Source organism: Azospirillum cavernae, assembly GCF_003590795.1.
Lineage (GTDB): Bacteria > Pseudomonadota > Alphaproteobacteria > Azospirillales > Azospirillaceae > Azospirillum > Azospirillum cavernae.
The window spans coordinates 697,885-716,595 of record NZ_QYUL01000001.1; the positions used below are offsets into that span (position 1 = coordinate 697,885).

The 18,711-nt window shown below is 65.1% G+C and carries 18 protein-coding genes, 1 other RNA gene and 1 pseudogene; 14 read left to right on the plus strand and 6 right to left on the minus strand.

Annotated elements, in window-relative coordinates; genetic code table 11:
• Positions 1-12 precede the first annotated feature (12 nt).
• The 4 genes from D3877_RS03330 to D3877_RS03345 all read right to left on the minus strand — a co-directional run bounded on the left by D3877_RS03330 (position 13) and on the right by D3877_RS03345 (position 4,046).
• A complete protein-coding gene (locus D3877_RS03330; protein WP_238474709.1) occupies positions 13-1,344 on the minus strand; it encodes an OmpP1/FadL family transporter in 1,332 nt (443 codons plus the stop codon).
• A gap of 232 nt (positions 1,345-1,576) precedes the next feature.
• The gene (locus D3877_RS03335; protein WP_119829332.1) at positions 1,577-2,383 is read right to left on the minus strand and encodes a TSUP family transporter; all 807 of its coding nucleotides are present in this window, start codon (positions 2,381-2,383) and stop codon (positions 1,577-1,579) included.
• A gap of 25 nt (positions 2,384-2,408) precedes the next feature.
• A complete protein-coding gene (gene thiE, locus D3877_RS03340) occupies positions 2,409-3,113 on the minus strand; it encodes a thiamine phosphate synthase (protein ID WP_119829333.1) in 705 nt (234 codons plus the stop codon).
• 3 nt (positions 3,114-3,116) lie between these two features.
• Entirely contained in the window at positions 3,117-4,046 is a 930-nt protein-coding gene (locus D3877_RS03345; RefSeq protein WP_119829334.1) for a class I fructose-bisphosphate aldolase, read from the minus strand.
• A 303-nt stretch (positions 4,047-4,349) separates the two neighbouring features.
• Here D3877_RS03345 and D3877_RS03350 point away from each other — a divergent pair, with 303 nt between their 5' ends.
• Together D3877_RS03350 and D3877_RS03355 are read left to right on the plus strand one after the other, a co-directional pair.
• Positions 4,350-4,694: a type II toxin-antitoxin system HicB family antitoxin gene (locus D3877_RS03350; protein WP_119829335.1), complete on the plus strand. Its 345-nt coding sequence runs from the start codon at positions 4,350-4,352 to the stop codon at positions 4,692-4,694.
• 221 nt (positions 4,695-4,915) lie between these two features.
• Positions 4,916-6,604, plus strand: a complete 1,689-nt coding sequence (locus tag D3877_RS03355) for a methyl-accepting chemotaxis protein (RefSeq protein ID WP_119829336.1) — start codon at positions 4,916-4,918, stop codon at positions 6,602-6,604.
• A gap of 222 nt (positions 6,605-6,826) precedes the next feature.
• On the opposite strand, the gene gap is transcribed toward D3877_RS03355, so the two are convergent.
• Positions 6,827-7,834, minus strand: a complete 1,008-nt coding sequence (gap, locus tag D3877_RS03360; RefSeq protein ID WP_119829337.1) for a type I glyceraldehyde-3-phosphate dehydrogenase — start codon at positions 7,832-7,834, stop codon at positions 6,827-6,829.
• Between the two features lie 63 nt (positions 7,835-7,897).
• Positions 7,898-9,895 carry a transketolase gene (tkt, locus tag D3877_RS03365; protein ID WP_119829338.1) on the minus strand — a complete coding sequence of 666 codons (1,998 nt, stop codon included), beginning with the start codon at positions 9,893-9,895 and terminating at the stop codon, positions 7,898-7,900.
• Positions 9,896-10,349: 454 nt separating this feature from the next.
• Between tkt and D3877_RS03370 the strand changes: the two genes are divergently transcribed.
• The 12 genes and pseudogenes from D3877_RS03370 (at position 10,350) to D3877_RS03425 (ending at position 18,709) form a co-directional block, all read left to right on the plus strand.
• The gene (locus D3877_RS03370; RefSeq protein ID WP_147395081.1) at positions 10,350-11,888 is read left to right on the plus strand and encodes a hypothetical protein; all 1,539 of its coding nucleotides are present in this window, start codon (positions 10,350-10,352) and stop codon (positions 11,886-11,888) included.
• Between the two features lie 325 nt (positions 11,889-12,213).
• The gene (locus tag D3877_RS03375) at positions 12,214-12,438 is read left to right on the plus strand and encodes a hypothetical protein (RefSeq protein ID WP_119829340.1); all 225 of its coding nucleotides are present in this window, start codon (positions 12,214-12,216) and stop codon (positions 12,436-12,438) included.
• Positions 12,439-12,442: 4 nt separating this feature from the next.
• Positions 12,443-12,757: a cell division protein ZapA gene (locus D3877_RS03380; RefSeq protein WP_119829341.1), complete on the plus strand. Its 315-nt coding sequence runs from the start codon at positions 12,443-12,445 to the stop codon at positions 12,755-12,757.
• Positions 12,758-12,770: 13 nt separating this feature from the next.
• Positions 12,771-12,934: non-coding RNA, 6S RNA (gene ssrS / locus D3877_RS03385), on the plus strand.
• 35 nt (positions 12,935-12,969) lie between these two features.
• A complete protein-coding gene (locus D3877_RS03390) occupies positions 12,970-13,560 on the plus strand; it encodes a 5-formyltetrahydrofolate cyclo-ligase (protein ID WP_119829342.1) in 591 nt (196 codons plus the stop codon).
• A gap of 10 nt (positions 13,561-13,570) precedes the next feature.
• Positions 13,571-14,395, plus strand: coding sequence for a TIGR00282 family metallophosphoesterase (locus D3877_RS03395; RefSeq protein ID WP_119829343.1), 825 nt, complete (start codon positions 13,571-13,573; stop codon positions 14,393-14,395).
• 191 nt (positions 14,396-14,586) lie between these two features.
• A complete protein-coding gene (locus tag D3877_RS03400) occupies positions 14,587-15,339 on the plus strand; it encodes a YebC/PmpR family DNA-binding transcriptional regulator (RefSeq protein WP_119829344.1) in 753 nt (250 codons plus the stop codon).
• 51 nt (positions 15,340-15,390) lie between these two features.
• Positions 15,391-15,930: pseudogene (ruvC, locus tag D3877_RS03405) on the plus strand (crossover junction endodeoxyribonuclease RuvC); the annotation flags it as partial.
• A gap of 167 nt (positions 15,931-16,097) precedes the next feature.
• Positions 16,098-16,511 (plus strand): endonuclease domain-containing protein, encoded by a 414-nt coding sequence (locus tag D3877_RS03410; protein ID WP_238474710.1) that lies wholly within the window; start codon positions 16,098-16,100, stop codon positions 16,509-16,511.
• Positions 16,508-17,134, plus strand: a complete 627-nt coding sequence (gene ruvA / locus D3877_RS03415) for a Holliday junction branch migration protein RuvA (RefSeq protein WP_119829346.1) — start codon at positions 16,508-16,510, stop codon at positions 17,132-17,134. The genes D3877_RS03410 and ruvA overlap by 4 nt, the downstream gene beginning before the upstream one ends.
• Positions 17,131-18,201: a Holliday junction branch migration DNA helicase RuvB gene (gene ruvB, locus D3877_RS03420; RefSeq protein ID WP_119829347.1), complete on the plus strand. Its 1,071-nt coding sequence runs from the start codon at positions 17,131-17,133 to the stop codon at positions 18,199-18,201. The genes ruvA and ruvB overlap by 4 nt, the downstream gene beginning before the upstream one ends.
• A complete protein-coding gene (locus tag D3877_RS03425) occupies positions 18,194-18,709 on the plus strand; it encodes a YbgC/FadM family acyl-CoA thioesterase (RefSeq protein WP_119829348.1) in 516 nt (171 codons plus the stop codon). Before ruvB ends, D3877_RS03425 begins: the two co-directional genes overlap by 8 nt.
• Positions 18,710-18,711 lie beyond the last annotated feature (2 nt).

The window sequence follows — 18,711 nt, forward strand, 5'->3', positions numbered from 1 at the left end:
ATCCAGACCCGGTCAGAAGGACAAGCGGGCCTGAAGGCCGATGATGTCGATGCTGCTCTTGTAGTTGGCCGACAGATTGCCGCGCCCGGCTTCGGCGCCGGTCAGATCATCCGTCAGATGGACCGACGTGCTGGGGATGAAAACATGCGAGTAGGCGGCGTCGACCTGCAACGATTCGGTCAGGCGATACCCCGCGCCGACCGACAGCCAATAGCGGTTCTGCTCGGGGATGCGCGGCGTCCGGGTTTCGACGTCCACGGCCCCTTTGTCAAAGGCGACGCCGCCCCGCAGGGTCAGGTCGTCGTTGACCTTATAGGAGGTGCCGAGCGCGTAGTACCACGTGTCCTTCCAATTTTCCTCCGTCAGGGAGTTCAGCGCCGGATTGTTGACGTTGACGCGCAGTTCCTTGAAGCGCGACCAGTTGGTCCACTGCACATCGGCCATCACCGCCCAACGGTCGGTGATCTCCTGATACAAGCCGATGGAGGCGATGTCGGGCGTGGTCATATCGGCGCGGGCGCCCTGGGTCGGCAGTGCCGAGGCCAGCGACGCGGGCAGGCCGGTGAAGGACACGGTGCCGGTCAGCGTGTGCTTGACGGCGGAGCGGTACGCCAGACCGACGCGGGTGCTGGTGGTCGGCTGAATCAGCGCGCCAAGGGTGAAGCCCCAGCCCCAATCATCGCCGGTCACGTCGCTGGTGACGTCCAGCGTGCCGGGACGACCGAGTCGGCTCGCGCCGAAATCGGACGCCTGCGACAGCTTGGCCTTGGCGTACTGGATTTGCACGCCGCCGCCGACCGTGAACATCGGGTTGATCCGATAGGACACCGTCGGGGTGAAATTGTAGGTCTTCAGATCGGACCGGATGCCGTGATAGCGGCCAATCCAGTTGTCGCCGTAATTGGTGACGAGACCCCAGGGTCCGTTGGCCGACAAGCCCAGCTTCAGATCATCATTGACCGAATAGACGAAATACCCGGCGGGCACGACCGCGTCCTGCGCGATGTCGCCGGGCGTCGAATTGCCGGAAATCGATGAACCGCCGAGGCGGGTGGCGCGGGTGGCGCGGGCGTCTTCGACCTTCGCGCTGACCATGACGCCCGACGCGGTTTGCACAATCTGGTTTCCGGAAATCAACCCCATGGTCGCCGGGTTGTAGAACATGGCGCTGGCGTCGCCGTTGCCACCCGCCGTGACGCCGGCATAGGCGGTTCCCTGGCCAGAAACGCTCTGTTCCTTCAGCGCAAAACCTGCGGCCAGAACGGAGGACGGAGCGGCGATCGGAGCGGCCACGGCAATGGCGGCGGCGGCGGCGGCGGTCAGAAGACGGGCTTTCAGCGTCATAGGAGACATAGTTCCTTCCCCAGATTGTGTTGTTGACGCTATGATACACAAACTGACGCATAGGTAAATAGCGCGCAGGAGATTAATTGATCGAACGTACAAAGGGTCGCGCCGACCGTTGGCCTTTGCCAAGCGATCTTCGTTCAAACGGTTTGATTTTTTCAAAGAGAGAGGCTTTTTCGCAACGTTGTTGCGTTGCAAAATCTGGCGGAGGGCCAGAACAGAGAATTTTTTACACGAACCAGCCGAGCAGGGAGGCGAAAGCCACGCGTAAAATGTTGCTTTCATCCGTCCACACCAACTTCACGGTGATGGCGATGGACGCGGTGACAAGCATAGGGCGCACGATTCGCGCCCCGTTGCGGATGACCATATGGGCGCCAAGCTGCGCGCCAATGTACTGACCGGCCCCCATCAGAAGGCCGACGATCCACACCACATGCCCGCCGAGGATGAAGAACAGCAGGGCGGCGAGGTTGCTGGTCAGGTTCAGCACCTTGGTGTGGGCGGTGGCCCGGCGGAAATTATGGCCGAGCAGGGAGACGAAGGCGATGGCGAAGAAGGTGCCGGTTCCCGGCCCGAAAAACCCGTCGTAAAAGCCGATTCCGGTGCCGATGGACAGGGCGAAGGCGTGCTCGCCGATGCGCTGGTGGGCGTCGAGATCGCCCGCCTTGGGCGACAGGAGCAGATACACGGCGATGCCGATCAGCAGGATCGGAATCACGTCGCGCATGAAGCTGGGATTCAGCATCTGAACGACCGTCGCCCCCGCCGCCGCGCCGACGAAGGTGCAGGCGATCATCGGCAGCATGGCGCGCGGGTTGACCTCGCCGCGTTGGACGAACTTGATGGTGGCGGACAGAGCGCCAAAGCTCGATTGCAGCTTGCCGGTCGCCAGCGTTTCGGCGGGCGGCAACCCGGCGGCGAGCAGGGCGGGAATCGCCAGCAGGCCGCCGCCGCCAGCGATGGAATCGACGAAGCCCGCCAGCAGACCGACCGCGAACAACAGGCCCAAAGTCTCGGGCGTCAGAAAATCCATGGTCGTTCCGTCGCGACGCCGACGATCAATCGGCGTCGGCCTCGTCGGTTTCGGTGATCGTCGTCCAAACCTTTGGCGCGGCGGCGATGGCGGCGTGCAACGCCCTCACGCCCGCGCCCGGCCCGTCGGAGTGATCCCAAACGGCGCTGACCACCGCCAGGAAATCCGCGCCCGCCGTCACCAGCGGGGCGCAATTGGCCGCCGTGATTCCGCCGATGGCGACGCAGGGAACCTCCATCAACTCCGACCACCAATGCAGAATCTCAGGTTCGGCGTGGTGTTCGGCGATTTTGGTGGCGGTGGGGAAGAACGCGCCGAAGGCGACGTAATCGGCCCCTTCCTCCGCCGCGACCATGGCGAGATGGCGGCTGTCATGGCAGGTCACGCCGACAATGGCGTCGGCCCCCATGATCTTGCGCGCGTCGCGGTACGGCGTGTCGGTCTGGCCGACATGGACGCCGTCGCAGCCCATCTCGCGGGCCAGACGGGGGTGATCGTTCAGGATGAAGGCGACGTCGCGGTCTTGCGCGATCGGGCGCAGGACGTCGCAGGCCCGGCGCACGTCGTCGTCCGAGCAATTTTTGAGACGAAGCTGAAGACAGGCGACGTCGCCCGCGTCCAGCGCGTCGATCAAACGCGGCGCGAACGCCGCCGGTTCCAGGACCGGCGGCGTCACGAGGTACAGTCGGCAGGCGGATGTCTCCGCCTGGGACGGCTTGCCCTTGGCCAAGGATTACTCCTTGCCCTGATAGATCTTCATGATCCGGTCGAGCAGCTTCAACGCCTCGTCGCGCGGGCGCTGGAAGGCGTTGCGGCCGATGATCGAGCCGTTGCCGCCGCCGTCGCGGATGGCGCGGGCGTCGTCGAACACCGCGTCCTCGCCCTTGGTGGCGCCGCCGGAGAAGACCACGATGCGGCGGCCGTTGAAGGCGCACTGCATGATGTGCTTCACACGCTCGGCCTGGGTGCCGATGGCGATCTGCTTGGCCTCATAGACCTTCTTGGCCTCGGCCTGTTCCAGATGCGCCGACGGCAGCTTGACCTTGATGATGTGGGCGCCGAGCAGGGCCGCCATGTGGGCGGCGTAGCCGATCACGTCGATCGCCAGTTCACCGTCCTTGGTGACGGCGCCGCCGCGCGGGTAGGACCACAGAACGGTGGCGAGGCCATAGGATTTGGCCTCCTTCGACAGCTCGCGGAACTCCTCATACTGGTCGTACATGCAGTCGGAGCCGGGGTAGATGGTGAAGCCGATGGCCGACGCGCCGATGCGCAGGGCGTCCTGGACCGAGGCGGTCACGGCCTGGTCGGCGGCTTCCTTCTGGGTGGACAGGCTGTTCGCGCTGTTCATCTTCAAGATCAGCGGGATCGAACCGGCAAAGGTGCTGGCGCCAGCCTCCAACGAACCCAGGGGGGCGGCGTAGGCGTTGCAGCCCGCGTCGATGGCGAGCTGGTAGTGATAGTGCGGGTCGTAACCCGGATCGTTCGGCGCGAAGCTGCGAGCCGGACCATGCTCGAAGCCCTGGTCGACCGGCAGAATCACCAGCTTGCCGGTGCCGCCAAGCTTGCCTTCCATCAGGATGCGGGCGAGGTTCGCCTTGGTGCCGGGATTGTCGCTCTCGTAATTGGCGAGGATGTCTTTGACGCGGCGCGTGAGCTTCATTGTGGCTCTTCCCCTGGGGCGTTTTCTGTAAATGGCGCCGTCTTAGCCCAGACAGCGCCGCTTTGCAACGGGCCGACCGGCCTAAGGCGGCCTTTTGCCACGGCATAGGGCGCGGATTGGCCCGAGCGCGCTGGTTGGCCCGGCGTCGTTTGGTTCCACAGCGTTTCGCGCTATTCCCTTCGGTTGTGAAAATTGAGGCAGGTCAAACCACCGTCGAACAGTCCAGGGTTATGGTTGGGGACAGAGGACATGGCGGCGTTCGCAGCCTGTGATTTTTGGAATCGCCCTTTCAGGAACACCGGCATGATGGAATACAAGGGTTACAAGGCCCAGATCGACTTCGACAACGAGGCGGGATTGTTCGTCGGCGAGGTCATCAACACCCATGACGGCATCGGTTTTTCCGGGCGGTCGGTGGACGAGCTGAAGGACGCCTTCCATCGGGCGGTCGAGGATTATCTTGAGTTGTCGTGCGACATGGGGGGGGAGGTCAACCAGCCCTTTTCCGGCCAACTCGCCATCCGCGTGAATCCCATGCTGCACCGGGCCATCGCCACCTGCGCCGAACGGGAAGGCAAGAGCGTGACCGCCTGGATCGCCGAATGCCTGAGCCGGGCGACGGGCGTGTCCAACCAGCGCGACGGCTGACCGGATTCGGCTGACCGGATTCGCGTTTTGCAAAGCCCTTTGCGATTGAATTGTTCAGTCTTTGCAACACGCAACATGTCCCGAAGCCCAAAGCGGGCGGAAAATGGTCCGACGCCTGCGGTTTGGTGATGTTTCGTTTCTGAAACGCATTGTTTGGCAGGCCGCAAGATTGGCATTCCGTTTGCTTGCCTCCCCTGAAATGAGAATCAAAGGGGGACGCCATGAGCGGAACAAAACTAACCTTGCGGGCCAAGCTCTGGGCGTTGGTCGCGTTGGCGAGCGTCGCGTCCATCAGCATCGCGGCGGCGGGCTTGTGGCTGAACAAGCAAAGCATGCTTCAGGACCGCAAGGCCTCTCTCCAGCATGTCGTTGAAATCGCCCATGGTTTGGCCACTGGCTATGACGCCGAGGTCAAAGCCGGGCGGTTGACAAAGGAACAGGCCTTTGAACGTTACAAGGCCAACGTAAACACGATGCTTTACAACGGCAAAGATTACATCTTTGTCCAAAATCTCCAATACCAGACGGTCATCCACCCGTTCCGTCCCGACGTAATCGGCAAGGACCAGCGCGACAACAAGGATTCCAACGGGGTCTATTTCGTCCGCAATCTGGTGGACACCGCCCGCAACAAGGGGCAGGGCTTCGTCGAATACATGTATCCGAAGCCAAACTCCGACATTCCTTTGCCCAAGCTCAGCTTTGTGAAGTTCTTCGAACCGTGGCAGCTTGAAATCGGCACGGGCGTCTACATCGACGATCTCGACGCGCGGTTCAACGAGAACCTCGTCAAGGTCATGGGCGTGGTCGCGCTGCTGGCGCTGCCGGTGATCGTTCTGATCGCGCTGGTCGGCAACGGCATCAGCACCCGCGTGCGCCGTTTGGCCGCCGCGATGGGGACGCTGGCGCAGGGGGACCTGTCGGTCGCCGTGCCGGAGACCACGCGCCAGGACGAGTTGGGCGACATGGGCCGCGCGGTGCAGGTCTTCAAGGAAAACGCCGAGGCCCGCCGCCGTTTGGAAGCCGAACAGGTCGCCGTGACCCAGCGCGCCGAACAGGACAAGCGTCAGTCGATGGACCGGCTGGCCCATGGTTTTGAAGGATCGGTCGGCGGCATGATTCAAGCGGTGACGGCGACGACCAGCGAATTGGAACAGAAGGTCCGCGCCATGTCGCAGGCGGCCGACCAGACCAACCATCTGGCGAGCGTTGTCGCGATGGCCAGCGACACCACGGCGGCCAACGTGCAGACGGTGGCGGCGGCCTCGCAGCAACTCAGCAGCTCGATTGTTGAGATTGGTCAGCAGGTGACGGAAGCCAGCCGGGTGGCCGAGGAAGCGGTCGGCTTGGCCCAGCAGGCCAACAACCGAATCGGCAGCTTGGCCGACGCGGTGGACAAGATCGGCGCCGTGGTCGGCCTTATCAACTCCATCGCCGGGCAAACCAACCTGTTGGCGCTGAACGCCACCATCGAAGCGGCGCGGGCTGGCGAGGCTGGCAAGGGCTTCGCCGTGGTGGCGTCGGAGGTCAAGGCGCTGGCCAACCAGACCGCCAAGGCCACCGATGAAATCGGCGGACAGATGAGCGGCATCCAATCCGTGACCGGACAGGCGGTGATGGAAATCCAGCGCGTCGCCGCCGTGATCGACCGGCTGAGCAACATCGCCACGGCAATTTCGGCGGCGGTCGAGGAGCAGAACGCCGCCACCGCCGAAATTTCCCGTAGCGTCCAGCAGGCCGCCGCCGGAACCGGCGAGGTGTCGAGCAGCATCGCGGGCGTCACCGTGGCGTCGGACCAAAGCGGGCGGACGGCGCGCGAGTTGGTGGACGCGCTGGGCAAGCTCAGCGGGCAGGCCGACGGGCTGAAGAGTCAGGTCAGCAGCTTCCTCAACACCGTGCGCGCGGCCTGATCGGACAGGGGCTGGCGCGCTCTGCCCCCTCCCTAACCCTCCCCCGCTTTGCGGGAGAGGGGACAAGGCTGAAGCCCGACAAAGCTCCTGTCTCCCTCTCCCGCAAAGCGGGGGAGGGTTAGGGAGGGGGCAAGCAACCCCCACCACATCCTCCACACAAACAAAAAGGGCGCTCCCCATCAGGGAAGCGCCCTTTTCTCAATCCGGCGAGCCGGTAAGCGGTTACTTCGCGTTGACCATGGCGACGGCGGTGTCGCTCATGCGGTTCGAGAAGCCCCACTCATTGTCGTACCAGGTCATGATGCGGACGAAGTTGCCGCCGATCACCTTGGTCTCGTTCAGCGCGAAGATCGAGCTGTGCGGATCATGGTTGAAGTCGGTCGACACCAGCGCTTCCGTGTAGGCGCCCAGGATGCCCTTCAGCGGGCCGTTGGCGGCGTCGGAGATCGCCTTGGTGATCTCCTCCACCGTGGTGGCGCGCTTGGAGTTGAACTTGAAATCGACGACCGAGACGTTCGGGGTCGGCACGCGGATGGCGGTGCCGTCCAGCTTGCCCTTCAGGCCCGGCAGAACCTTGCCGACGGCCTTGGCGGCGCCGGTCGAGGTCGGGATCATGTTCAGCGCGGCGGCGCGGGCGCGGTGCAGGTCGCTGTGGTTGGTGTCCACAATGCGCTGGTCGCCGGTGTAGGAGTGGATGGTGGTCATGAAGCCGTGTTCGATGCCGACGAGGTTGTCGAGCACGAAGGCGACCGGCGCCAGGCAGTTGGTGGTGCAGGAGGCGTTGGAGACGATGCGGTGCTCCGCCTTCAACTGGTCATGGTTGACGCCATAGACGACCGTGATGTCTTCGTCGGTGGCCGGGGCGGAGATCAGCACCTTCTCGGCGCCCGCTTCCAGATGCTTGGCGGCGGCGTCGCGCTTGGTGAAGATGCCCGAGCATTCCATGGCGACCTGGACGCCCAGATCCTTCCAGGGCAGCTTGGCCGGGTCACGCTCCTGCACGACCTTGATCTCGTGGCCGTTGACGATCAGAACGCCGTCGCGGGTCTCGATGGTGCCGGGGAAACGGCCATGGACGCTGTCATACTTCAGCAGATGGGCGTTGGCCTTGAGGTCGGCGAGGTCGTTGATCGCCACGACCTCGACGTCCTTGCGGCCGCTCTCATAGATGGCCCGCAGAACCAGACGGCCGATGCGGCCAAAACCGTTGATCGCTACCCGAACAGCCATGTCTTCCTCCAATATGAAAATTGACGGCGCCCTTTGGATGCCGGGCGCCGCCGCCGCTTTTTCTCAGAGACGCGCCTTGACGGCGGCTGTGACCGCTTCGGCGGTGATGCCGAAGTGCTTGTAAAGCTCTTGATAGGGGGCCGACTCGCCGAAACCGGCCATGCCGATGAACACCCCGTCGCTGCCCAGCCAGCGGTCCCAGCCCAGCCGGATCGCCGCCTCGACGCCGACGCGCACGCCGTCGCCCAGAACCGCCGCCTGATAGGCCGAATCCTGCTCGGCGAACAGCTCCCAGCTCGGCATCGACACCACGGCGGTCCCGATCCCGTCGGCCTGGAGCGCCGCGCGGGCCTCCATCGCCAACGACACCTCGGAGCCGGTGGCGAGGATGGTCGCCTTGCGGTCGCCCTCGGCCTCGGCCAGAACATAGGCGCCGCGCGCGCTGCGGTTTTCCGCCGTGTGCTCGGTGCGCAGGGTCGGAACGTTCTGACGGGTCAGCGCCAGCACCGACGGGCCGTTCACCCGCTCCAGCGCGATCTGCCAGCATTCGGCGGTTTCCACCGCGTCGCCGGGGCGCAGAACCAGCAGGTTGGGGATGGCGCGCAGGGCTGCCAGATGCTCGACCGGCTGGTGGGTCGGGCCGTCTTCGCCCAGACCAATGGAGTCGTGCGTCATCACGAAGATGGAGCGCTGCTTCATCAGCGCGGCCAGACGGATCGCCGGGCGGCAGTAATCGGCGAACTGCATGAAGGTGCCGCCGTAGGGAATGACGCCGCCATGCAGCGCCATGCCGTTCATCAGCGTGGCCATGCCATGCTCGCGCACGCCATAGCGGACATACTGACCGGCGAATTCGCCCCGGCCCTTCACGTCGACGCTGCCCTTGGCCTTGGTGTTGTTCGACGGCGTCAGGTCGGCGGAGCCGCCGACCATCTCCGGGATCAACGGAACCAGGATGTCCAGCGTGTTGCCCGAGGCGACGCGGGTGGCCCAGCTCGGCTTGTCGGCGCTGATTTTGGCCTTGAAGGCGACGATGGCGTCGTTCAGCGCGGCGGGAACGCCACGGCTGACGGCCTGCGCGAAGGCGGCTTGCGTGGCGGAATCCTGCGCGTTCAGGCGGGCGGTCCAGGCGGCGAGCGCGTCGGCGCTGCGGGCGCCGGCGGCGCGCCAGGCCGACAGAACATCGTCGGGAACGACGAAGGGCGCGTGCGGCCAGTCGATGGCGACGCGGGTCGCGGCGATTTCATCGGCGCCCAGCGGCGAGCCGTGGCAGCCATGGGTGTTCGCCTTGGTCGGCGCGCCCTTGCCGATGATGGTGCGGCAGGCGATCAGCGTCGGCTTGTCGGTCGAGGCGCGGGCCTGGGTGATGGCGGCCTCGACGGCGGCCATGTCGTGGCCGTCCACGGAGATCGTGTTCCAGCCATAGGAGCGGAAGCGCGCCGGGGTGTCGTCGGTGAAGCTGAGGTCGGTCGAGCCGTCGATGGAGATGTGGTTGTCGTCCCACAGCACGATCAGGCGGTTCAGCCCCAGATGACCGGCCAGCGAGCACGCCTCGTGGCTGACGCCCTCCATCAAATCGCCGTCCGACGCGATGACGTAGGTGGTGTGATCGACCAGCGCGTCGCCAAAGCGGGCGTTGGTGATCCGCTCGGCCAGCGCGAAGCCGACGGCGGTGGACACGCCCTGACCCAGCGGGCCGGTGGTCATCTCGATGCCCAGCGACGGATCGACCTCCGGGTGGCCTGGGGTCAGGCTGCCCAACTGGCGGAAGCGCTTGATCTCCTCGATCGTCATCCGCTCATAGCCGGTCAGATAGCCCAGCGCGTAGATGAGCGCGGAGCCGTGACCGGCGGACAGGATGAAGCGGTCGCGGTCGGCCCAGTTCGGGGTTTTCGGATCGAACTTCAGGAATTTGGTGAACAGGACCGTCGCGACGTCGGCCATGCCCATCGGCATGCCGGGGTGGCCGGACTTCGCGGCCTCGACCGCGTCCATGGCGAGCGCGCGGATCGCGTTCGCCATCGTCTGAAGGGAAGGCTGGGCGGAAGAGGCTGCGGACATCGGGGCGGTTTCCTGAGGTCGAACGCGTGGGACGCGCGATGGGCGACAACCGCGCGGGAGGCGCGATGGGCACAACAGAGTTGCGGGCGCCTGTCAAGGCTCCACAAGACGCGCGCACCATGCCGCTCCCTCGCCCCTAGGTCAACATGGGAATGGGGCGTCGTATGGCATGGCTGACGGGGTGGGAATGGCGGCGGGCGTCGGCCACAGATGAAAAATCCGAGAGAAAATATTACGAATAAAACATATCAAAAGATGCAGCGTTGATTCAACTTGTCTTAAAAAGTAGTATTAATTCTCTATACAACATCGAGTTGCTAGTGCGAAAAATCGTTCAGCAAATTTGGAGACAAATCCAATCTTGCTCGTGATTGTCGCAGAAGAAAATCGAAAATCACGCGTTGAAAGGATGAAAAATCCTCCTAAAAATCCCTCATTTTTGAAATGGTGACGCATGTCTAACGGCTTTCCGTACAACCAAATTCTCACCACCTATTCGCCGAGTGCAGGAACGTACGAAGGTTATACTTTTGCCGCCGCCGTGTGGGCCAACGGGTTGACGATGGTGGAGCTGCAAAACGGCACGGATTCGAGTGGAACTCCGGGGTACAGCTATCAATGCGTTCCCGGCATTGACGCCAATGGAGATTCCAACACCAGCCTGACGTTCCTGGTCAACACCAACAACGCCACGCAGGATCCGCCATATTATTTCCTGTGCGGATCAACGGCCAAACACGTCATTCTTTATTCGTTCACGCCGCAGGCCACGCCATCCGATTTGACGTCGGATTGCATCTCGCAAATGTCCACGGTCATCACGCTGGACTGCCCGGTGGCCAGCGTGATGTTCTATCCGCCGACGGGGGTTCTGTACGTCGCTGGCTCGAATGGCGATTTGTCGACCTGGACGGTGACGTTCGACAGTGAGACCGGAATCCCCTCCGTCGCCTCGATCAACAGCACCAACGTCTATGATTCCGCGCCCAATGGGCAGATCCAGCTTTTCCTGGTCAACACGGGGAGCGGTTCTCCCTACGCGGTGGCCACCGGGCTGTGCACCTCGACGCAAAATGGGCTGGTGTATTTCAGCGCGGATTTGCAGGAAACCGGCTTCCTGAGCGACACCCCCGCCGACACGGTCGCGATCGCCCCGGCGCCCAACGGTCTCTACGCCGTCACCGCCACCACGTTGCAGTATTACAACGCGGCCAACATCAAGACGTCGCAGGCGCTCGCGGACTCGTTCACGGCGCCTTGGCAAACGCAGGTCACGGCGCCAAGTGGGACGACGTTCACCTCGGCGACCTTCTGCGCAATGCCCGGCGTGACCGACTATCCGCAGGGGCTGTTGCTGATCGGCGGTTACATCGGATCGTCCGACAACAGCGACGAAAACGGCGTGGTGTACGCCTACAATCCGGCGACCGGAAGCAGCGAGGAGCTGGAGAGCAGCATCTCTGGACCCGTCTATGGCATTATCGGCGATTGCGTCACCCACGCGTTGTATTGCAACGGTTCCAACGGGTTGGGCTTTCTCAATCTGAATCCTGGCGCGGATGGCGCGTTGAACACCACCCTCGTGGTGAACACGCCAACGAAGTCAAACGGGAAGGGATGGCTGCACATTCTTGAAGACATCGCTTTTGCGGCGATCGTCGTCGCCACGACCGCCGTCGGCGCGCCGGAGGTCGCCGTCGAGGAGGTGGAGTTGGACGCCGGAGCCGACGCCGTTGTTGATGAGAGTGGCTATGACGCTGATTCAGAAGACAACGATGACACCGATTCTGAAGGCGGTGATGACGATGACGCGCCGGTGAACGACGCTCAACTGGCGCAGTCCCAGGCGGTGCAGGCTCCGCCGCCGGTTGATGGAACGCCGACCGATGGCGTTGACGCGCCGATGAACGACGCTCAACTGGCGCAGTCCCAGGTGAACCAGGCTCAGCCGCCGGTCGATGGAACGCCGACGGCCGGGGCCAACAACGTCTGAAATCGACAGCGACGCGTCCGCTTCCGAACCTCCCGGTTTGTGGCGCTTGGACGGGTGGGCGCGTGGTTTTGCAGGTTTTCCGAACCCGCCCTTGCGTGGGCCGGGTTCGGAACGCCGATTTTCAGGGGGCCGTCGCCCACAGTTCTAAACGGGGCGGCGGGCCGAGGGCGCGACGCTCCGTCTCTTCCCACCGCGATGATTGGGTGTTGACGTCGCCCGGCGGGCGGCCCAACTCTAGGCGTCCGAGCGGAGGACAACCGCCGTCGCGGGCGTCCGCGATGGTTTGGGTTTTCGTCAAAAGCTCTCTCGTCAAAGGCTTTGGCCCATGGAATCCGTAAAAGCCGCGCTTGAGCGCCTCAACCGCGCGGTGGACCGTTTGGAGCACGCGGCGACGGCGCGCGAAGCCCGCGTGACGCGCCGCCATCAGGAACTGAGCCAGGCGCTGGACACGGCGCGGGCGGAGCGGGCGACCGCGCAGGCCACCGCCGACACGGTGTCGCAGCGGTTGGAGGTCGCCATCGGCCGTCTCGAACAGGTGCTGGAGAACTGACGCCATGGCCCAGGTCGACATCGAGGTCAACGGACGCGCCTATCGGATGCTCTGCGAAGACGGGCAGGAGGGGCGGTTGCGCGAACTGGCCGCCTATGTCGATGGCCGTCTGAAGCATCTGACCGGCGGCGGCAAATCCGGGTCGGACGCGCAGATGATGCTGATGACCTGTCTGGTGATGGCCGACGAGCTGCAAGACCTGCTGGCCGGGCGCGGAGTCGTTCCGGTGTCGGTCGTCGAGCAGGCCGACGTGGTCGCCGGACTCGATCTCGTCACAAAACGCATCGAAGAGGTTGCTGTTCGGCTCGAGCGCGCCTAGATTGGGTGTTGGAAGGTCGCTGCCCGGTTCGACAGATCGCAATAATCCCCAGGGCCGATAACCTTGATCCATTAGGGAGCTGTCCCTGTCCAGGCCTTGGCCTGATTACACGGCGCCCACCTGCTCATGCAGGCCATGGAGGATAGGCATATGATCACCGGCCATGGCGGCCCCTTCCGCTTCCTTCTTTCCCTTGCTCCGCGACTCTGCTGATGACCGACCCGCTGGGGACCGACCCGCTGGGCAAGGACGCTGCCCGTGCTGTGGCGCGCGTCGTGCGCGACTCCATCGCCGACCCGGACCCGCGCGACCGCGCGGCTTTGGCGGTGCGCGACCGGCTCGCGCAACTCGCCCTTCCCATGGCGAGCGTTGGCGGCTACTGGCCGCTTGGGTCGGAACTCGACGTTCGGCCCGCTTTGCTCCATTTTAAACAAGCAGGTTACGCGGTGGCGCTGCCGGTCTCCGGGCCGCGCGGCACGGCGCTGGTCTTTCGCGATTGGGATCCGGCGCTGCCGATGGCGGCGGGCCGCTATGGGATTCAGGAGCCGGACGCGAGCCGTCCAGTGCTTCAGCCTGGGGTTCTGCTGGTGCCGTTGCTGGCCTTCGACCGCAGCGGCCAGCGTTTGGGCTATGGGGCGGGTTATTACGACCGGACGCTCGACGCGCTGCGCGCGCGTGGTCCGGTGGTCGCGGTCGGCGTCGCCTTCGCGGCGCAGGAGGTTGCGGCGGTGCCCTGCGGCCCGCATGACGAGCGGTTGGATTGGATTGTGACGGAGCGCGAGACGCTCCGTTTTGGGGAATAAGGCGGGAACGATGCGGATTTTGTTTTTCGGCGACGTGGTGGGCCGGGCCGGGCGGGACGCGGTGATCGCGCACATGCCAGCGCTGCGCGAGCGGCTGGACCCCGACCTGACCGTGGTCAACGGCGAGAACGCCGCCGGGGGCTATGGCGTCACCGTCAAAATCGCCGAAGAATTCTTCGCCGCCGGGATCGACGTGGTGACTCTGGGCAACCACACCTGGGACCAGAAAGAGCTGGTCGGCACCATCGAGCAGCAACCGCGCATCGTCCGCCCGGTGAATTACCCGGAAGGCACGCCGGGGCGCGGCTTCGTCCTGTTGCAGGCGCGTGGCGGGCGCAAGGTGCTGGTCATCAACGTGCTGCTGCGCCTGTTCATGGAGCCGATGGACGACCCGTTCGCGGCGGTGGACCGGGTGCTGAAGGCGCACCGGCTGGGCGCGGGCGGGGTGGACGCCATCCTGATCGACGTCCATGGCGAGGCGACCAGCGAGAAGATGATTATGGGCCATTTCTGCGATGGCCGCGCCTCGCTGGTGGTGGGAACCCACAGCCATGTGCCGACCGCCGACCACACGGTCTTGCCCAAGGGAACCGCCTATCAGACCGACGCGGGCATGTGCGGCGATTACGACAGCGCCATCGGCATGAAAAAAGAGGTGGCGATGGCCAAGATGGTCCGCAAGCTGCCAACCGAGCGGCTGTCTCCGGCGGAAGGCGAGGGGACGGTCTGCGGCTGCTATGTGGAGACCGACGACCGCACCGGGCTGGCCCTGCGCATCGAGCCGCTGCGGATCGGCGGGCGGCTGAGCCAGACCTTCCCGGAACGGAGCCAGTGACGGGACAGCCGGGGCGCTGAGACGAAAAGCGGCGCGCGGCGGTCTGCGCCGCGCTCTCGCCATATTGACTTTCTAATCCGGTGGGTGTCGTCTGCCGCGCCGAAAGCGTGCGGTGGCGTGACGGACCTGTTACATGTGTTCTGCGCCCATCCACCGATTTAACCCGTTCTTGTTCGAGGCTCGTTCGCCCCATGGCCGGTCATTCCCAATTTAAGAACATCATGCACCGCAAGGGCGCGCAGGACGCCAAGCGGTCCAAGATTTTCAACAAGCTCGCCCGCGAAATCACCGTGGCGGCCAAAGCGGGCCTGCCCGACCCGGCGGCCAACCCGCGCCTGCGCGCCGCCATTCTGGCGGGCCGCGCGCAAAACATGCCGCGCGACCGCATCGACCGCGCCATCAAGCAGGGCACGCCCGGCGGCGGCGACGACGCCAACTATGAAGAGATCCGCTACGAGGGTTACGGCCCCGGCGGCACCGCGCTGATTGTCGAGGCGCTGACCGACAACCGCAACCGCACCGCCTCGGAAGTGCGTTCCGCCTTCACCAAGCATGGCGGCAGCCTGGGCGAGACCAATTCGGTCAGCTTCATGTTCAACCGGGTCGGCGCGATCCTCTACCCCGTCGCCGCCGCCAGCGCCGACGTCATGTTCGAAGCGGCCCTGGAGGCGGGCGCCGACAATGTGGAATCGGACGAAGACGGCCATCAGGTGACGAGCACGATCGAGAATTTCGGTCTGGTGCGCGACGCGCTGGAAGCCAAGTTCGGCGCCCCGGAAAGCGCGCGTCTGACCTGGCTGCCGTTGAACACCGTCGCCCCCAGCGAAGAGGCGGCGGCCAGCCTGTTGAAGCTGATCGACGTGTTGGAAGACAACGACGACGTTCAGGTGGTCGAAGGCAACTTCGACATCTCCGACGAGCTGATGCAAAAGCTCACCGCCTGAATTTGGGCGGGGCCTGATTGGGCTTGGGTTGGGGCGAACGGGGGCAGGGTTGTGTTTGCGCAGGCCGGACGACACGGAACGGCGCCGCCTTCGGCGGTTCGTCTGCTGGGGATCGACCCTGGCCTGCGCCACACCGGGTGGGGCGTCATTGACGTCGTCGGCAACCGCCTGACCCACGTCGCCGACGGCGCGGTCCATTCCGACGCCAATTGCACGTTGGCCGAACGTCTGGTCCAGCTTCACGACGCCCTGTCGGCGGTGCTGGAGCGATACGCCCCGGACGAGGCGGCGGTCGAGGAGACCTTCGTCAACGCCAACGCCGCGTCCACCCTGAAGTTGGGGCAGGCCCGCGCGGTGGCGCTGCTGGTTCCGGCGCTGGCCGGTCTGGCGGTGGCGGAATACGCCAACAATATGGTCAAAAAGGCCGTCGTCGGGCAGGGCCGGGCGGACAAGGCGCAGGTGCAGGCGATGATCCGCCTGCTGTTGCCCGGCTGCGCCATCACCACCGCCGACGCCGCCGACGCGCTCGCCGTGGCGATCTGCCACGCCCATCATCGGTCCAGTTGGACGATGTGGCGCCGTGGCGGCGGGGTGTTTCCGGTGAAGAGGTCCCTCTCCCCTGAGAGAGCTGAGGCGCGCGTCCTGGAAACCCTCTCCCCCCGGGGAGAGGGCTGGGTGAGGGGGACGCGTCGCGGATCCTCTCGGGTTCGGCCAGCGCCCCCCCCTCACCCCAACCCTCTCCCCGGGGGGGAGAGGGGGTGAAGCCGGTCGCGGCGGCCAAGGCGAAGCCCAGCGATTTTTTGACCGAACGCGCGCGCGATTTGCAGCAGTCGGCCACCGATGTCGAGAAGATGGTCTGGCAGAAACTGCGCAACGCCCAGCTTGGGGCGAAATTCCGCCGACAGGAGCCGATCCTTGGCTATGTGGCGGATTTCGTGTCGCACGATCACCGGCTGATCGTCGAACTTGATGGCGGGCAGCACGCCGAGCAAACCGCCGCCCACGACGAACGACGGACCAAGCTGCTGGAGCAGGCCGGTTTCCGCGTCCTACGCTTTTGGAACACCGACGTGATCGCGAATCTCGACGGCGTTCTGGAAACCATCCGCGCCCGTCTGGACGAAACGCCGACGCTCCGCCATCAACCATCCGGTCGGGAAACGCTTCTATGATCGCCAAACTCACCGGAATCGTCGATTCCACCGGAACCGACTGGGTCGTTCTGGACGTCAACGGGGTCGGCTATCTGCTGTCCTGCTCCAACCGCACGCTGTCGCGGATGGTTGTGGGGGAGCGGGCCTCGCTGGTGGTGGAAACCTTCATCCGCGAGGAGCGCATCGTTCTGCACGGCTTCGGCGATCCGGGCGAGCGCGATTGGTTCAAGCTGTTGACCACCATCCAGGGCGTCGGCGCGCGGCTGGCCCTGTCGATCCTGGGCGTGCTCGACCCCGACCAGCTCACCCGCGCCATCGCCGCGCAGGACAAGACCGCGCTGATCCGCGCCGACGGCGTCGGGCCGAAGGTGGCGGCGCGCATTCTGAACGAGTTGAAGGACAAGGTCGGCAATCTGACGCTCGGCCCCGCCGCCGCGCCCGCGACGCCGGTCAAGGGCGCCCCGGCGCTGGCGGCGTCCACCGCCAACGCGGCCTTGGCCGACGCGGTGTCGGCGCTGGTCAATCTCGGCTATGGCCGGTCGGAAGCCTTTGGCGCGGTGGTCGCCGCCGGGCGGGCGCTGGGCGATGACGCCAGCGTCTCCGACCTGATCCGCCAGGGCCTGAAGGAATTGAGCCAATGACCGGGCCGGACCGTCTGGTGCAGCCGGGCCAAGGGCAGGGCGACGGGGCGGAATCCTCGATCCGGCCCTTGACCCTGGCTGAGTTCATCGGCCAGCGGCAAGCGCGGGAAAACCTGTCGATCTTCATCCAGGCCGCCCGCTCGCGCGGGGAGGCGCTGGACCATGTGCTGCTGTTCGGCCCGCCGGGGCTGGGCAAGACGACGCTGGCGCAGATCGTGGCGCGCGAGCTGGGCGTGGGATTCCGCGCCACCTCCGGCCCGGTGATCGCGCGGGCGGGGGATTTGGCGGCGCTGCTGACCAACCTCCAGCCCCACGATGTTTTGTTCATCGACGAGATTCACCGCCTTAATCCCGCCGTGGAAGAGGTGTTGTATCCCGCTATGGAGGATTTCCAACTCGACCTCATCATCGGCGAAGGGCCGTCGGCGCGCTCGATCCGCATCGATCTGCCGCCCTTCACGCTGGTCGGCGCGACGACGCGCAGCGGCCTCATCACGCGCCCCTTGCGCGAACGCTTCGGCATTCCGGTGCGGTTGCAATTTTACGAACCCGACGAGCTGGAGCTGATCGTCCGCCGCGCCGCCGGGGTGCTGAACATGGCGATCACGCCGGAAGGCGCGCGGGAAATCGCCAACCGGGCGCGCGGCACCCCGCGCGTGTCGGGGCGCCTGCTGCGCCGGGTGCGCGACATCGCCGCCGTGGCGGGGGTGGACGAGGTGGACAAGCGGGTGGCCGACGCCGCCCTGACCCGGCTGGAGGTGGATCGGCTGGGGCTGGACAGCATGGACCGCCGCTATCTTGGGCTGGTCGCCACCAATTACGGCGGCGGGCCGGTCGGGGTGGAGACTCTGGGCGCGGCGCTGGGCGAACAGCGCGACGTGCTGGAAGAGGTGGTCGAACCCTATCTGATTCAGCAGGGCTTTCTGCAACGCACGCCGCGCGGGCGCATGCTGACCGACCAGGGATTCCGCTATCTCGGCCTCAACCCGCCGAGCGCGCCGATCCGCCAATTCGACATGCTCGACCGTCTGGCCGACAGCGCGGAGGGGGAGGGCGACGATGCCTGATCCGGCGCTTTCCCTGTCCGGCTGGTTCGCCGAGGACGGCACGCACCGTTTTCCCGTGCGCGTCTATTACGAGGACACCGACGCGGGCGGCATCGTCTACCACGCCAATTACCTGCGCTTCGTCGAACGGGCGCGGTCGGAGATGCTCTATCTTCTGGGCTTTCGCCAGACCGCCATGGCGGCGGGCGGCCCGGATTCGCCAAGTGTGTCATTTGCGGTACGGCGGACGACGATTGACTTCGCCGCCCCGGCCCGGCTTGAGGATACGCTTGAAGTGGAGACCAGGATCGCCGATATCGGCGGTGCCTCCTTCGCAGTTGCACAATTCATCCGCCGCGATGGGCGCTTGCTCGTCCGCGCCGATCTGCAATTGGTGACGATCAACGCGGCGGGACGCGCCGTGCGCCTGCCCGGTTCGGTGCGCGCGGCGATGGATCGGCTGCGTCGGACGCAAGAATCGTTTCAACCCGGCCCCAATCGGCCCAACACCCTGCAAACACGAGACTGACC

Excerpts from the sequence above, each read along its gene's own strand:
- D3877_RS03355 (WP_119829336.1), top strand. The coding sequence starts at position 4,916 with ATGAGCGGAACAAAACTAACCTTGCGGGCCAAGCTCTGGGCGTTGGTC.
- ruvA (WP_119829346.1), top strand. The coding sequence starts at position 16,508 with ATGATCGCCAAACTCACCGGAATCGTCGATTCCACCGGAACCGACTGG.
- ruvB (WP_119829347.1), top strand. The coding sequence starts at position 17,131 with ATGACCGGGCCGGACCGTCTGGTGCAGCCGGGCCAAGGGCAGGGCGAC.
- D3877_RS03345 (WP_119829334.1), bottom strand. The coding sequence starts at position 4,046 with ATGAAGCTCACGCGCCGCGTCAAAGACATCCTCGCCAATTACGAGAGC.
- D3877_RS03380 (WP_119829341.1), top strand. The coding sequence starts at position 12,443 with ATGGCCCAGGTCGACATCGAGGTCAACGGACGCGCCTATCGGATGCTC.
- D3877_RS03350 (WP_119829335.1), top strand. The coding sequence starts at position 4,350 with ATGATGGAATACAAGGGTTACAAGGCCCAGATCGACTTCGACAACGAG.
- D3877_RS03330 (WP_238474709.1), bottom strand. The coding sequence starts at position 1,344 with ATGACGCTGAAAGCCCGTCTTCTGACCGCCGCCGCCGCCGCCGCCATT.
- D3877_RS03375 (WP_119829340.1), top strand. The coding sequence starts at position 12,214 with ATGGAATCCGTAAAAGCCGCGCTTGAGCGCCTCAACCGCGCGGTGGAC.
- gap (WP_119829337.1), bottom strand. The coding sequence starts at position 7,834 with ATGGCTGTTCGGGTAGCGATCAACGGTTTTGGCCGCATCGGCCGTCTG.
- D3877_RS03370 (WP_147395081.1), top strand. The coding sequence starts at position 10,350 with ATGTCTAACGGCTTTCCGTACAACCAAATTCTCACCACCTATTCGCCG.
- D3877_RS03425 (WP_119829348.1), top strand. The coding sequence starts at position 18,194 with ATGCCTGATCCGGCGCTTTCCCTGTCCGGCTGGTTCGCCGAGGACGGC.
- D3877_RS03400 (WP_119829344.1), top strand. The coding sequence starts at position 14,587 with ATGGCCGGTCATTCCCAATTTAAGAACATCATGCACCGCAAGGGCGCG.
- D3877_RS03390 (WP_119829342.1), top strand. The coding sequence starts at position 12,970 with ATGACCGACCCGCTGGGGACCGACCCGCTGGGCAAGGACGCTGCCCGT.
- D3877_RS03335 (WP_119829332.1), bottom strand. The coding sequence starts at position 2,383 with ATGGATTTTCTGACGCCCGAGACTTTGGGCCTGTTGTTCGCGGTCGGT.
- D3877_RS03395 (WP_119829343.1), top strand. The coding sequence starts at position 13,571 with ATGCGGATTTTGTTTTTCGGCGACGTGGTGGGCCGGGCCGGGCGGGAC.
- tkt (WP_119829338.1), bottom strand. The coding sequence starts at position 9,895 with ATGTCCGCAGCCTCTTCCGCCCAGCCTTCCCTTCAGACGATGGCGAAC.